General features: G+C 67.3%; 13 protein-coding genes. 3 read left to right on the top strand and 10 right to left on the bottom strand.

Annotated elements, in window-relative coordinates:
• Positions 1–66 precede the first annotated feature (66 nt).
• A complete protein-coding gene (locus LWW96_RS03335) occupies positions 67–1152 on the top strand; it encodes a helix-turn-helix domain-containing protein (RefSeq protein ID WP_291484250.1) in 1086 nt (361 codons plus the stop codon).
• A gap of 72 nt (positions 1153–1224) precedes the next feature.
• The gene (locus LWW96_RS03330) at positions 1225–2265 is read left to right on the top strand and encodes a zinc-dependent alcohol dehydrogenase family protein (RefSeq protein ID WP_291484249.1); all 1041 of its coding nucleotides are present in this window, start codon (positions 1225–1227) and stop codon (positions 2263–2265) included.
• Between the two features lie 90 nt (positions 2266–2355).
• On the opposite strand, the gene htpX is transcribed toward LWW96_RS03330, so the two are convergent.
• The 5 genes from htpX to LWW96_RS03305 all read right to left on the bottom strand — a co-directional run bounded on the left by htpX (position 2356) and on the right by LWW96_RS03305 (position 7638).
• On the bottom strand, positions 2356–3234 hold the full coding sequence (gene htpX / locus LWW96_RS03325) for a protease HtpX (RefSeq protein ID WP_291484248.1): 879 nt from the start codon (positions 3232–3234) through the stop codon (positions 2356–2358).
• A gap of 199 nt (positions 3235–3433) precedes the next feature.
• Positions 3434–4222, bottom strand: coding sequence for a DUF3025 domain-containing protein (locus LWW96_RS03320; protein ID WP_291484247.1), 789 nt, complete (start codon positions 4220–4222; stop codon positions 3434–3436).
• Complete coding sequence (pyrC, locus tag LWW96_RS03315) at positions 4207–5259, bottom strand: dihydroorotase (RefSeq protein WP_291484246.1); 1053 nt, start codon at positions 5257–5259, stop codon at positions 4207–4209. The genes LWW96_RS03320 and pyrC overlap by 16 nt, the downstream gene beginning before the upstream one ends.
• A gap of 142 nt (positions 5260–5401) precedes the next feature.
• The gene (locus LWW96_RS03310; RefSeq protein ID WP_291484245.1) at positions 5402–6406 is read right to left on the bottom strand and encodes a tripartite tricarboxylate transporter substrate binding protein BugE; all 1005 of its coding nucleotides are present in this window, start codon (positions 6404–6406) and stop codon (positions 5402–5404) included.
• A 59-nt stretch (positions 6407–6465) separates the two neighbouring features.
• Positions 6466–7638, bottom strand: coding sequence for a M20 family metallopeptidase (locus LWW96_RS03305; RefSeq protein WP_291484244.1), 1173 nt, complete (start codon positions 7636–7638; stop codon positions 6466–6468).
• Positions 7639–7736: 98 nt separating this feature from the next.
• Between LWW96_RS03305 and LWW96_RS03300 the strand changes: the two genes are divergently transcribed.
• Positions 7737–8657: a MurR/RpiR family transcriptional regulator gene (locus LWW96_RS03300; protein ID WP_291484243.1), complete on the top strand. Its 921-nt coding sequence runs from the start codon at positions 7737–7739 to the stop codon at positions 8655–8657.
• Positions 8658–8811: 154 nt separating this feature from the next.
• On the opposite strand, the gene LWW96_RS03295 is transcribed toward LWW96_RS03300, so the two are convergent.
• From LWW96_RS03295 to LWW96_RS03275, 5 genes are all read right to left on the bottom strand, one after another.
• Positions 8812–9549: an amino acid ABC transporter ATP-binding protein gene (locus tag LWW96_RS03295; RefSeq protein ID WP_291484242.1), complete on the bottom strand. Its 738-nt coding sequence runs from the start codon at positions 9547–9549 to the stop codon at positions 8812–8814.
• A 33-nt stretch (positions 9550–9582) separates the two neighbouring features.
• Positions 9583–10248 (bottom strand): amino acid ABC transporter permease, encoded by a 666-nt coding sequence (locus LWW96_RS03290; RefSeq protein WP_291484241.1) that lies wholly within the window; start codon positions 10246–10248, stop codon positions 9583–9585.
• 92 nt (positions 10249–10340) lie between these two features.
• Positions 10341–11099: an amino acid ABC transporter permease gene (locus LWW96_RS03285; protein WP_291484240.1), complete on the bottom strand. Its 759-nt coding sequence runs from the start codon at positions 11097–11099 to the stop codon at positions 10341–10343.
• A gap of 109 nt (positions 11100–11208) precedes the next feature.
• Positions 11209–12108 (bottom strand): transporter substrate-binding domain-containing protein, encoded by a 900-nt coding sequence (locus tag LWW96_RS03280; RefSeq protein WP_291484239.1) that lies wholly within the window; start codon positions 12106–12108, stop codon positions 11209–11211.
• Positions 12109–12223: 115 nt separating this feature from the next.
• Positions 12224–13120, bottom strand: a complete 897-nt coding sequence (locus LWW96_RS03275; RefSeq protein ID WP_291484238.1) for an amino acid ABC transporter substrate-binding protein — start codon at positions 13118–13120, stop codon at positions 12224–12226.
• Between the last annotated feature and the right edge of the window lie 124 nt (positions 13121–13244).

The raw sequence follows: 13244 nt of genomic DNA, 5'->3' as shown, positions 1-13244 counted from the left end.
TCATGCTAAAAGCCCAGCACCGCGGCGCGGCACGCGAAAATAGCCATCCACCGAGCCAATACCGCCATGCCGCCGTCCCCCACGTTCCCCTCTACTCCGCCCGCGCCGCCGCCGGCCTTGTGCGTGGACATTCCGCTGCTGCCCGAATCGGCCGTCGGCAATGCGCTGCAGTTCATCGACCTGCTGCGCAGCGCCAACCTGCTGGCCCGCCTGCGCCTGGGCGCGCAGGCGCCGCGCCTGGCCTGGCGGTTGGTGGACGCGCAGGGCGTGCCGCTGACGCCGGGCGGCGGCCCGCTGGCATCCTGCCTGGCCGCCTACTTCCCGGCGCAAGAGCCGGCCGGCGCACTGGCCCGGGCCGTGTTCCTTCCCTCGTTCCATGCCACGGACATCCCGGCCATCCGCGCCGTGGCGGCACGCCACAGCGCGCTGTCGCGCCAGGTGGGCATTGCACTGGACGCGGGGCACCCACTGCTCACCCTGGGCAACGGTGCCTGGCTGGCGGCGCAGAGCGGGCGGCTGAACGGGCGCCGCGCCAGCCTGCCGTGGTTTTATGTGGCCGGGTTCGAGCGCGACTTTCCGGCCATTGGCCACAGCCTGGGGCAGGACTGGTGCGACGACGGCCCGTGGCTGAGCTGTGCGCTGCCGCAAAGCCTGCACCGGCTGGCCATTGCCCTGGTACGCCATGCACTGGGAGACGCGCTGGCGGCCGCCTGCGAAAGCGTGATGGCACCCGACCACCAGCGCGCCCGTGCCGCCCTGCAGGCCAATGCGCAGCAGCACATCCCCGCCACGCGCGACAGCACGCTGGCCCGCGCCATCGACTGGATGGAGGCCCACCTGGATGCGCCCTACAGCCTGCCCCGGCTGGCCGAGGCCGCGGCCGTCAGCCCGCGCACGCTGCTGCGGCATTTCCAGCAGGAGCTGTCGCAGTCGCCGCTCGATTACCTGCACGGCCTGCGCTGCGCCCGCGCGCGGGTGATGCTGGAGGTGACGCTGGAGAGCGTGCCCAGCATTGCCACGGCCTGCGGCTATGCCGACCCGGCCTCCTTCCGGCGCATCTTTGCGCGCTACACAGGCATGGCGCCCTCGGAGTACCGCAAGCGCCACACGCTGCGCGCGCCACGGCGGCGCTGGCGGGTGGAAATGAAGTAGCCGCCGTCAGCGGCCCGTCTGCTTCACCTCAAAACCATAGACTGGAGGATTCATTCACATCCCCCTCGAACCATGAAAGCCGTCCTCTACGAACAGTTCAACGCCCCGCCCCGCCTGACCCAGGTGCCCGACCCCACGCCCACGGCCCACGGCGTGGTCATCCAGGTGATGGCCACGGGCGTGTGCCGCAGCGACTGGCACGGCTGGGTGGGGCACGATGCGGACATTCAGCTGCCGCACGTGCCGGGCCACGAGTTCGCAGGCGTGGTGCAGGCCGTGGGCAGCCAGGTGCAGAAGTACAAGCGCGGCGACCGAGTGACGGTGCCGTTCGTGGCGGCCTGCGGGCACTGCCCAGAGTGCCATGCGGGCCACCAGCAGGTGTGCGACCACCAGTTCCAGCCCGGCTTCACGCACTGGGGCTCGTTTGCCGAGTACGTGGCCATCGACCAGGCCGACCTCAACTTGGTTGCTCTGCCAGAGGAACTGGACTTTGCCACCGCAGCCAGCCTGGGCTGCCGGTTTGCCACGTCGTTCCGCGCCGTGGTGGACCAGGGCAAGACCTCGGCCGGGCAATGGGTGGCCGTGCACGGCTGCGGCGGCGTGGGCCTGTCGGCGATCATGATCGCCCACGCGCTGGGCGCCAACGTGGTGGCCGTGGACATTGCCGACGACAAGCTGGCCCTGGCGCGCGCCATGGGCGCCGCAGCCACGGTGAACGCCACGCGCGTGGCCGACGTGGTGGAGGCCGTGCGCGACATCACGCGCGGCGGCGCCCATGTGTCGCTGGACGCGCTGGGCCACCCCACCACCTGCTTCAACTCCATCGCCAACCTGAGAAAGCGCGGCAAGCACATCCAGGTGGGGCTGATGCTGGGCGAGCACACGGCGCCCGCCGTCCCCATGAGCCGCGTGATCGCGCACGAGCTGGAGATCCTGGGCAGCCACGGCATGCAGGCGCACCGCTACGGCGCCATGCTGGCGATGATGGAGTCGGGCAAGCTCGCGCCCGAAAAGCTCATCGGCGAAAGGATCAGCCTGGCCCAGTCCATCGACGCATTGATGAACATGGACCGCTTTGCGGTGGCCGGGGCCACGGTGGTGACGGAGTTCTAAAAAACAAAGGCCGCCACAGTGCCGGACTGTGGCGGCCTAACGGCCTAACGGCCCAAGACCAGGGAGCGGCAAGCCGCGCCGCGGCCGGTGTTACTGCGGCTGCGCGTTCTGCAATGCGGCAATGCGCTCTTCGATGGGCGGATGGGTGCTGAACAGCTTGCCGATGCCCCCCGCGATGCCCATGGCAGCCATGCTCTTGGGCAGTTCGCCCGGGTGCATGCCGCCCAGGCGGGCCAGGGCGTTGATCATGGGCTGGCGGCGGCCCATGAGCTGCGTGGAGCCTGCGTCAGCGCGGAACTCGCGCTGGCGGCTGAACCAGGCGACGATCATCGCGGCCAGGAAGCCGAGCACGATGTCCAGCACGATGGTGGTCACGTAGTAGCCGATGCCGGGGCCAGAGCGGTTCTCGTCGTTCTTGCTCAGGAAGCTGTCCACCGCGTAGCCGATCACGCGCGACAGGAACACCACGAAGGTGTTCATCACGCCCTGGATGAGCGTCATGGTCACCATGTCGCCGTTGGCGATGTGGGCCACCTCGTGGCCAATCACGGCCTCGACTTCCTCGCGCGTCATGCCCTGCAGCAGGCCAGTGGACACGGCCACCAGGGCCGAGTTCTTGAACGCGCCTGTGGCGAAGGCATTGGGGTCGCCCTCAAAAATGCCGACTTCGGGCATGCCGATCTTGGCCTCGGCAGCGAACTTGCGCACGGTCTCGACGATCCAGCGCTCGTCGGGCGAGCCGGAGCCGTCGATCACGCGCACGCCCGAGGTCCACTTGGCCATGGGCTTGCTGATCAAGAGCGAGATGATCGCGCCGCCAAAGCCCATCACCAGCGCGAAGCCCAGCAGCGCGCCCAGGTTCAGGCCGTTGGCCGTGAGGTAGCGGTTCACGCCCAGCAGGCTGGCCACCACGCCGAGCACGACGACGACGGCCAGGTTGGTCATCACAAACAAGAGGATCCGCTTCATGAACTGAGTTCTCCGTGGGGTCAACAACAAAAGGTATTCGCTGGTCCAGATGGGGGCCGGACGGCGCGCTTCAAGCCGGGGCGCCGTTGCGCCGCAGTGCCAGCGGGCCGGTCCTGTCCTCCCGACAGGCCGCGATTTCATCGCGCAATGGTAGGTGCAAACCCCGGGCGGGGCCTTATCACACAAGCGCTGTTGGGAATTAGGGCAGCGCCTGCGCACGCGGCGGCCGGAAGACGCCGGCGTCGTCATAGAAGCCCGGCGCTTCGTTGGCCGGCCACCAGCCCGGCACGCCCAGCACCGGCAGGGGCGCGAAAGGCTTGGCGGCCCAGGCGGCTGGCTGCACGTCCCCGGCCAGCCAAGCATCAAGGTCAGCTATGGAATTCATAGCTGCTGGCGCAGGATACACATGGGCTACGATGGATTTTCGGGGGGAAGCCAGTTTTTCGAGCAGCGCGTGGCCGAACAGCACCAGCCGGGCCTCGCGCCACAGCGGCCGCAGCTCCACGAACAGGCGCTGCCACTGGCGCGCCGCCAGCGCGGTCCACAGGGCAGGTGGCGCAGCCAGCACGGCGCCGTTTTCGTCAAACACCGTGATGGCGTCGCGCAACGGGCCGCGCACAGCCCCAACGCCGTCCCGCGCGATGGCCTCGGCCTGCAGCTGGTTCAGGCGGCGCTTGGTCTGCGGAAACTGCCGCCACACCAGGCCGTTGAAGAAGTCGTGCAGGTTGTCGCGCGTGGGCACACGGCGCGCCTCGAAGATGAACTGCTCGTAGGCCATGCCTTCGGGCAGCTCGGCCTGGGGGGCAAAACCCACAGGTGCCGCGGCGGCGTGGGGGCCGCCCAGGGCCTGGCTCACCGGCAGGCCGCGCTGCACCTGCTGTGCCAGCGGCTCGCCCACCGCACGCCAGGGCGCAAGCCAGGGGGCCGACCAATCCACGCGGCCCCACGGGCAGGAGGTGTCCGCGCCCTCGGCTAGACCAGCCGCCACGGCAGCGCCTCGCCCGCGCGCAGGGGCTTGAGGTTGGCCTCGCCAAAGGCAAAGCTCTCGGGCGGCGTCCAGGATTCACGGCGCAGGGTGATGGTGCCGGTGTTGCGCGGCAGGCCGTAGAAATCGGCGCCGTGGAAGCTGGCAAAACCTTCGAGCTTGTCGAGCGCACCCACGCTGTCGAAGGCCTCGGCGTACATCTCCATCGCGGCGTGCGCGGTGTAGCAGCCGGCGCAGCCGGTGGCGTGTTCCTTCAGGTGCGCAGGGTGCGGCGCGCTGTCGGTGCCCAGGAAGAACTTGTTGCTGCCGCTGGTGGCGGCCTGCACCAGGGCCACGCGGTGCGTTTCGCGCTTGAGCACGGGCAGGCAGTAGTAGTGCGGCCGCACGCCGCCCACGAAGATGGCGTTGCGGTTGTACAGCAGGTGGTGCGCCGTGAGGGTGGCGGCGGTGAAGCGGTCGGATGCCAGCACGTAGTCGGCCGCATCCTTGGTGGTGATGTGCTCGAAGACGATCTTGAGCTCAGGGAAGTCGCGGCGCAGCGGAATGAGCTGCTGCTCGATGAACACGGCCTCGCGGTCGAACAGGTCGATGTCGCTGCTGGTCACCTCGCCATGCACCAGCAGCAGCATGCCGGCCTTCTGCATCGCTTCAAGCGTTTTGTAGGTCTTGCGGATGTCCGTGACGCCCGCGTCGCTGTTGGTGGTGGCGCCGGCAGGGTAGAGCTTGCAGGCCACCACACCCGCCGCCTTGGCGCGCACGATTTCCTCGGGCGGCAGGTTGTCGGTGAGGTACAGCGTCATCAGCGGCTCGAACTGCACACCGGCCGGCACGGCGGCCAGAATGCGCTGCTTGTACGCCAGCGCCTGCTCGGCCGTGGTCACGGGCGGGCGCAGGTTGGGCATGATGATCGCGCGGCCGAACTGCGCGGCCGTGTGCGGCACCACGGTCTGCAGGGGCTCGCCGTCGCGCACGTGCAGGTGCCAGTCGTCGGGGCGGGTGATGGTGAGGGTGTTCACGGAAGTGGGGGATGCGGCGGTCATGGGCGCCATTGTCCCATTGCGTCACAGGGCGTCCGCATCACTTCCAATTGGATAGCTGCCAGCGCTTGCCAGATAAGCGCTGGAAGCCAATTTGACCTCAAACCGAGGCAGAGAAACCCGGCCGGTGCACGGCCGGGGACGTTCACTCGGCCGTGATGTGGGCCTTGCGCACCACTTCGCCAAATTTCACCATGCGCTCGGCCATCATCTTCTCGAACTGGGCGGGGGTCATCTCCTCCGGGGCGATCACGCCGCGGTCTTTGAGGTTGGCCACCATGGCGGGCGAGGTGGCCACCTGGCGCACGGCCTTGTACAGCGTCTGCACCACCGCCTCGGGCGTGCCGACGGGCGCGGCCAGGCCGGTCCAGGAGGTGAGGTTGAGCTGCGGGTAGCCGACCTCGGCCAGGGTGGGCACGTCGGGCAGCTGGGGCAGGCGCTGGTCGGCGGCCACGGCCAGGGCGCGCACCTTGCCGGCCTGGATGTGGGGCAGCATGATGACAAGGTTGTCCAGGATGAACTGCACCTCGTTGCCCAGCACCGCCGTGATCAGCGGCGTGCCGCCGCGGTACGGGATGTGCGTGGTGTAGGCGCCCGTGGCAGCCTTGAACATCTCGACGTTGAGCTGCCCCATGCTGCCCACGCCGCCGCTGCCGTAGTTGAGCTTGCCGGGGTTCTTCTTGGCGTAGTCCACGAACTCGGCGAAGGTCTTGAAGGGCAGGCTGCTGTGCACCACCAGCGCATTGGGCTGGCGGCCCAGGATGGCGATGTTCTCGAAATCCTTGACCGGGTCGTAGCCGATCTTGGGCTGCGTGAGCGGGTTGGCCAAGTGGCTGCTTTGCGACGACACGACCAGCGTGTAGCCGTCGGGCTTGGCGCGCGCCACGTACTGCGCACCCACCGAGCCGCCGGCGCCGGCGCGGTTCTCGACCACGATGGGCACCCCCAGCACGCGCGCGAGGGGCTCGGAATACTGGCGCGCCATGATGTCCACCGACCCGCCGGGCGGGAACGGCACCACGAGCGTGATGGGGCGCGAGGGGTACTTCTCGTCGGCCAGCGCACCCAGCGGCGCCGCTGCGGCAGCAAGGCCCAGGGCCACGCCGACGGACAAAAGGTGGCGGCGACGGCGGGAGGATTCGGATTGCATGGAGGGGGTCTTCTCTTCAAAAAAACACGAAAAAGCTGCGCTTGCCTGCACGGCGCGGATCAGGGGTGGTCCAGCACGGCCAGCGCCACGGCCTGGGCGCGGGGCACGAAGGTGGCCAACTCGCAGTACTCGCGCTCGGTGTGCGCGTGGCCGCCCACGGGGCCGGTGCCGCACAGCGTGGGCACGCCCACCGAGGCCGTGAGGCCGCTGTCGGCCGCGCCGCCCGTGAACTCGCCCTGCACCTCGAAGCCCAGCGCACGCGCGCCGCGCTGGTACAGCGCCAGCAGTTCGCCGGGCGTGGGCTTCATGGGCAGCGTGCGGCGCGATTCGGTGATGCGGCCCTGGGTGCGGGGCACGGATTCTTCCTCGACGATGGCGCGCACCCGCTCCAGCAGCGCCTCGGGGTCGGTGTCGGCAGTGAAGCGCAGGTCCACCTCGGCCTTGGCGTGGGGCGCCACCATGTTGGGCACGATGCCGCCCTGCACCACGCCCACATTCACCGTGACGCCAGTGGCCGGGTCGGTCAGCGCGTGCAGCGCCAGCGTTTTGCGCGCCAGGGCCTCGATGGCGCTGGCACCGGCCGCGTGGTTGATGCCGGCGTGGGCGGCCACGCCCTCCACCTCGAACGCCACCACCATGGAGCCCTTGCGGCTGGTCACCAGGTTGCCGCTGACGCGGCCGGGCTCGGCGTTGAACACCGCCTTGGCGCCGCGCACCTGGGCCATGATGCGGTCGCGCGTGGCGGGCGATCCGATCTCTTCATCGCACGAGAAGAACAGGTGCAGCGGGCCCTGGAGCCCCCCGCAGCGCGCCAGCGCCTCGGCCACGAACACGTTCAGCACCAGGCCGGACTTCATGTCGGCCACGCCGGGGCCGTAGGCGCGGCCGTCTTCCACGCGGAAGGGCCGGCGCGCCGCCGTGCCCGCCGGGTACACGGTGTCCATGTGGCCCATCAGCACGATGGGCGGCCCGGGCTCCGCACCCGGCACCTGGGCGTGCAGCAGCACGCCGTAGCCAGGAACGGGCTCGAACTGCACGGCGATGCCCGCCGCCTGGAGCCGCGCGCGCAGCGCCTCGGCCACGGCCGTCACGCCAGCCTCGTTGCGGCTGCCGCTGTCGATGTTCACGATCTGCTGCAACAGCTCTTGCATGGCCTGGGACTGGCCGGCCAGCCAGTCCAGAACGCGCTCACGCGCTGGGGGACGTTGTGCTTCTTCCACGGTATGCTGCATTTCTTTCGAAGTGGGCACCGCCAGGACGCAGGCCCGTTGGTAGAAGTGTTGCACGCAGCGCAGCATTTTGCAATACGCATTTCACAATGGAGACGTAAATGCAATCGCCATTGCAGACACCCGCCGACCTTCTGCCCGGGCGGCTGGCCCGCCACGGCACCGCCCTCACGGCCAGCGAGCGCGCCCTGGCCGACGCCCTGGGTCGGGACTACCCGCACGCGCTGCTGGAGTCGGCCACGGCGCTGGCGGCCCGCACGGGCACCAGCGCGTCCACCGTGGTGCGCCTGTTTGCCAAACTGGGCTACGCCAGCTATGCCGAAGCGCAGCGCGAAGCCCGTGCGGAGGTGACCGCCCTGCTGCAGACGGCCGGCCAGCGCGCCAGCGTCACCATCGGCACGCAGCGCAGCCTGCAGCAATGTGTGGACGACGCGCTGCTGCACGACCAGCACAACATTGCCGCCACGCGCGAGGGCCTGGACATGGCGGCCTTCGAAGCCCTGGCCACCCGCATCGCGCACAGCCCGGGCCGGGTGTTTGTGCTGGCCCAGATCAACAGCGCGCCGGTGGCCGCCTGGCTGGCGCTGCACCTGAACATGTGCCGGCCCGGCGTGCACGAGCTGGGCGCAGGCGCCATCGCCGCCACCGACCAGCTGCTCTGGGTGCAACCCGAGGACACGCTGCTGGCCTTCAGCATCCGCCGCTATGCCAGCGGCCCGGTGAAGGTGGCCCAGCGGTTCCGCGACGCGGGCGCGCAGGTGCTGGCCATCACCGACAGCCCGGCCGCGCCGCTGGCCGCCCTGGCCCACCAGCGGGTGCAGGTGCGCACCTCCAACGCCTCCCCGTTCGACTCCTACACCGCCGCCTTCTTCTTGTGCAACGCCCTGGTCTCGGCCGTGGCCCAGCTGCGCCACGAGGCCGTCTCCGAGGCCCTGAAGCGGCGCGACGGCCTGTGGACGCATTTCGAGTCGCAGCTCATCGTGGACGGACCGGCGCCTGTCGCACGCCGCGGCAAGCGTTAGCCTGCTGGCCTCGACAGGCTACCCCACGCCGCGGGCCCATGAAAAAAGCGCTCCGAGGAGCGCTTTGGTTCCAACATGCAGGCTTGGACGGCCCGAAGAGCTGTCGCCTCTGGCGACCAGCACCGAGGCGCGCAGCGCCTCAGGGGGATGCCTCTTAATGCGCCAGGATCTTGTTGAGGAAGTCCTTGGTGCGCGGCTGGCGGGCGTCGGGGTTGCCGAAGAACTCCTCCTTGGAGCAGTCCTCCAGAATGCGGCCGCCCACGTCCATGAAGATCACGCGGTTGCTCACCTTCTTGGCAAAGCCCATTTCATGGGTCACGCACATCATGGTCATGCCTTCGTTGGCCAGGCCCACCATCACGTCCAGCACTTCGCCCACCATTTCGGGGTCGAGCGCCGACGTGGGCTCGTCGAACAGCATCACGATGGGGTCCATGCTCAGCGCACGGGCGATGGCCACGCGCTGCTGCTGGCCGCCCGAGAGCTGGCCGGGGAACTTGTCCTTGTGCGCGATCAGGCCCACGCGCTCGAGCATCTTCAAGCCGCGCTTCTTGGCGTCGTCAGCCGTACGGCCCAGCACCTTGATCTGCGCAATGGTCAGGTTGTCCGTCACCGACAGGTGCGGGAACAGCTCGAAGTGCTGGAACACCATGCCCACGCGGCTGCGCAGCTTGGGCAGGTTGGTGCCGGGGTCGTGCAGCTTCACGCCGTCCACCGTGATCTCGCCCTTCTGGAAGGGCTCCAGCGCGTTGATGGTCTTGATCAGCGTGGACTTGCCCGAACCCGACGGGCCGCACACCACCACCACTTCGCCTTTGTGGATGGTGGCCGAGCACTCATTGAGCACCTGCACGGGGCCATACCACTTGGATACGTTCTTGAGTTCGATCATTTCTTTTCCTCAATCCAATCTCTTATTGCCGCCTCAGCGAATGATGGCGATTCTTTGGTGCAGGCGCTTGACCATCCAGGACAGCGCATAGCACATCACGAAATACACCACCGCCGCGGCCAGGTAGGCCTCGATCGGCCGGCCAAAGTTCTTGCCCGCCACTTCAAAGCCCTTGAGCATGTCGTAGGCACCAATCGCGTAAACCAGCGACGTATCCTGGAACAGGATGATGGTCTGCGTGAGCAGCACCGGCAGCATGTTGCGGAACGCCTGGGGCAGCACCACCAGCTTCATGTTCTGGCTGTAGGTCATGCCCAGCGCCTGGCCGGCATACACCTGGCCGCGCGGGATGGACTGGATGCCGGCGCGCATGATCTCGCTGAAGTACGCGGCCTCGAACGCGATGAAGGTGATGATGGCCGACACCTCGGCGCCAATGGGGCGGCCGATGATGGCAGGCACCAGCAGGAAGAACCACAGGATCACCATCACCAGCGGAATGGAGCGCATGCCGTTGACGTAGATGGTGGCTGGCACGTCCAGCCACTTGCGGCCCGACAGGCGCATCAGCGCCAGCAGGGTACCGAAGATCACCCCGCCAATGGTGGCGATGACCGTGAGCAGCAGGCTGAAGTACAGCCCCTTGAGCACGAAGTTGGAGATCAGGTCCCAGTTGTAGAAGGAGAAATCGAGATTCATGTCAGACCTCCCGCCAGGCCGCCCCAAGGGAGGCCTGCGCCCCCTCGGGGGGCAGCGAATACACGGTGTGATGAGCGTGGGGGTAGGTCATGTCAGTGCCCCCCGCCCGATGCGCCGGCGATGACCATGCCGGGGATGCGTGCACGCTTTTCAATGAAGGCCATGATGCGGTTGATGGCGAACGCGGACAGCACGTACAGCGCCGTCACGGCCAGGTAGACCTCGATGCCGCGCGAGGTTTCTTCCTGCGCCTGCATGGCGAACATGGTGAGTTCGGCCACCGACACGGCAAACGCCACGGACGAGTTCTTGAAGATGTTCATCGTCTCGCTGGTCAGCGGCGGAATGATGATGCGAAACGCCATGGGCAGCAGCACGTAGCGGTAGGTCTGGAAGGTGGTGAAACCCATGGCCAGGCCGGCATACCGCTGGCCGCGCGGCAGGGCCTGGATGCCCGAGCGCACCTGCTCGGCGATCCGCGCCGAGGTGAAGAAGCCCAGCGCCAGCACCACCAGCGCAAAGCCTGGCACGCCCCGGAGCACTGGGAACAGGCTGGGCAGCACGTGGTACCACAGGAAGATCTGCACCAGCAGCGGAATATTGCGAAACAGTTCGACCCAGGCATTGCCCAGGCGCACGATAAACGGCCGGTCCTGCAAGGTGCGCAGCGTCCCGATCACCGACCCCAGCACCAACGCCAGCACCAGTGCCAGCAGCGAAACGGACACCGTCCAGCCCCAGGCCGACAGCATCCAGTCCAGGTACGTGACGTCGCCGCCCTTGCCAAAGCAGCTTTGCACGACTTCCCGGTCCATGGTGTCCTGGCAGAACACCTGCCAATCCCAACTCATAGGAGCACCCCTTTAGTTCTTGAAGGAAAAGCTGGGCAGCCCCCTGGGCACGCCCAACAAAAAAGCCCCTTCAAACCGGCTGGCCGAAGGGGCGCAAGCATGGTCGAAATTACTTCTTGGCGTAGTCTTCCATGGGCTTGTCGTTGGGGCTGGCCCAAGCTGCCTTGGTAGCGTCCGACATGGGCAGGCCGATCTTCACGTTGGTCGGGGGCACCGGCTGCATGAACCACTTGTCATACAGCTTGGCCAGCGAACCATCGGCGATCTGGCGCTTGATGGAGTCGTCCACAGCCTTCTTGAAGGCGGGGTCGTCCTTGCGCAGCATGCAGGCGATGGGCTCCACGCTCAGGACTTCGCCCACGATCTTGTAGTCGGCCGGGCTCTTGGACTTGGAGATGTTGGCGGCCAGAATGGAGCCGTCCATCACGAAGGCGTCGGCACGGCCGGTTTCCAGCATCAGGAAACTGTCGGCGTGGTCCTTGCCGAAGACTTCCTTGAAGTCGATGCCGCCAGCGCGCTCGTGCTTGCGCAGCGTTTGCACCGAGGTGGTGCCGGTGGTGGTGGCCACGGTCTTGCCGGCGAGGTCCTTGATGGAGTTGATGCCGGAGCTGGCCTTGGTGGCGATGCGCACTTCTTCCACGTAGGTGGTCACGGCAAAGGCCACGTCCTTCTGGCGGGCAGCGTTGTTGGTGGTGGAGCCGCACTCCAGGTCCACGGTGCCGTTGGTCACCAGGGGGATGCGGTTTTGCGAGGTCACGGGCTGGTACTTGATGTCCAGCTTGGCCAGGCCGAGCTGCTTCTGGATGTCGTGCAGCACGATCTCACCCATCTCGGTGTGGAACCCGACGTACTTGCCGTTGCCCAGCGTGTAGGAAAGACCCGAAGACTCCCGCACCCCCAGCGTGACGCTGCCCGAGGCCTTGATCTTGGCCAGGGTATCGTTGGCCTGGGCGAATGCGCTGCCTGCAGCCAGGGCGGTCACAGCAATCGCGAGCAAATGCTTCTTCATTGGTATCTCCTTGAGTGTGAAGCGAAAGAAGGGAATTTTCGGGGGATCCTGGCGCCGGAGATGCCGGGCCGCACGGAGTCCCCCAAAAAACAGGAACCTGGACCAGGAATGGTAGTTAGAACGGTACCTGGTCGGTAGGGTACTTCCAAAAGTCGCGCAACAGGTAACTGACCGGAAGGTTCAGCACCGTGTTGCCTGGCGGAATGGGCTTGAGGAACCACTTTTCGTAAACGGGATAGATGTCGCGGCTGGTGATCAGGCGCCGCATTTCCTCATCCACCAGCTTCTTGAATTCGGGGTCGTTCTTGGGGAGCATGATGGCCAGCGGCTCGGTGGTCATGAACCGCCCCACCACCTTGAGCGCCTTGGGGTCGGGCCGTCCTGCGGCCAGTCCGTACAGGAGCACATCGTCCATCACAAAGGCGTCGGCCTCGCCCTTTTCCACCATCTCGACGGCCTTGGCATGGTCGGGCGCTTCCACCAGGGTGATTCCCAGCAGGCGCTCGCGGTTGGCCTGCTCGGCGGCCTTGAGCGGCGTGGTGCCCTTGGTGGACACGAGTTTCTTGCCCTGCAGGTCTTCCACCCGGTCCACCGTGCTGGCCGCCTTCACCAGCAGCCGGGCCCCGGTAATGAAGTGAGGGATCGTGAAGGCCACCTTCTGGCGGCGCTCCGCGTTGTTGGTGGTCGAGCCGCATTCGAGGTCGGCCTTGCCTTCCTCCACCATGGCGATGCGGTTGGCCGGCGTGACCAGCACGTACTCGACCTCCATGTCCTTGCGGCCGGTCTTCTTGCGCACCACGTCGGCCAGCCGCAGGCACAGGTCGAGCGCGTAGCCCACCGGCTTGCCCGTCTGGGCATCCACATACGAGAACGGCACCGACGATTCGCGGTAGGCCAGCACCAGCTTGCCGCCGGCAGCGATGCGCTCCAGCACCGAAGCCTGCGCAGCCGGCGCTGCAAGAAAGCAGCTGGCGGCCAGGCTCGCGACGATTCCCCAGTGCTGAACTTTCATACGTGTCGTGGTCCGTGAATGGATCGGATATGCAACGTTCGTGCCACCATGGGGCCTTGGGAGGCGCACGCTGCGGCAGCCGACCCAGCGATGGCGCGAACTGTACGTGTCGTTACCGTGAAAC

It is taken from the genome of Acidovorax sp. (genome assembly GCF_021287135.1).
Classification (GTDB): domain Bacteria; phylum Pseudomonadota; class Gammaproteobacteria; order Burkholderiales; family Burkholderiaceae_C; genus Acidovorax.
This window is presented reverse-complemented; position numbering and strand designations above follow the sequence as displayed.

What these genes read in the sequence shown, in the direction of transcription:
- LWW96_RS03335 (WP_291484250.1), top strand. Translation starts at nt 67, where the DNA reads ATGCCGCCGTCCCCCACGTTCCCCTCTACTCCGCCCGCGCCGCCGCCG.
- LWW96_RS03330 (WP_291484249.1), top strand. Translation starts at nt 1,225, where the DNA reads ATGAAAGCCGTCCTCTACGAACAGTTCAACGCCCCGCCCCGCCTGACC.
- htpX (WP_291484248.1), bottom strand. Translation starts at nt 3,234, where the DNA reads ATGAAGCGGATCCTCTTGTTTGTGATGACCAACCTGGCCGTCGTCGTC.
- pyrC (WP_291484246.1), bottom strand. Translation starts at nt 5,259, where the DNA reads ATGACCGCCGCATCCCCCACTTCCGTGAACACCCTCACCATCACCCGC.
- LWW96_RS03310 (WP_291484245.1), bottom strand. Translation starts at nt 6,406, where the DNA reads ATGCAATCCGAATCCTCCCGCCGTCGCCGCCACCTTTTGTCCGTCGGC.
- LWW96_RS03305 (WP_291484244.1), bottom strand. Translation starts at nt 7,638, where the DNA reads ATGCAGCATACCGTGGAAGAAGCACAACGTCCCCCAGCGCGTGAGCGC.
- LWW96_RS03300 (WP_291484243.1), top strand. Translation starts at nt 7,737, where the DNA reads ATGCAATCGCCATTGCAGACACCCGCCGACCTTCTGCCCGGGCGGCTG.
- LWW96_RS03295 (WP_291484242.1), bottom strand. Translation starts at nt 9,549, where the DNA reads ATGATCGAACTCAAGAACGTATCCAAGTGGTATGGCCCCGTGCAGGTG.
- LWW96_RS03290 (WP_291484241.1), bottom strand. Translation starts at nt 10,248, where the DNA reads ATGAATCTCGATTTCTCCTTCTACAACTGGGACCTGATCTCCAACTTC.
- LWW96_RS03285 (WP_291484240.1), bottom strand. Translation starts at nt 11,099, where the DNA reads ATGAGTTGGGATTGGCAGGTGTTCTGCCAGGACACCATGGACCGGGAA.
- LWW96_RS03280 (WP_291484239.1), bottom strand. Translation starts at nt 12,108, where the DNA reads ATGAAGAAGCATTTGCTCGCGATTGCTGTGACCGCCCTGGCTGCAGGC.
- LWW96_RS03275 (WP_291484238.1), bottom strand. Translation starts at nt 13,120, where the DNA reads ATGAAAGTTCAGCACTGGGGAATCGTCGCGAGCCTGGCCGCCAGCTGC.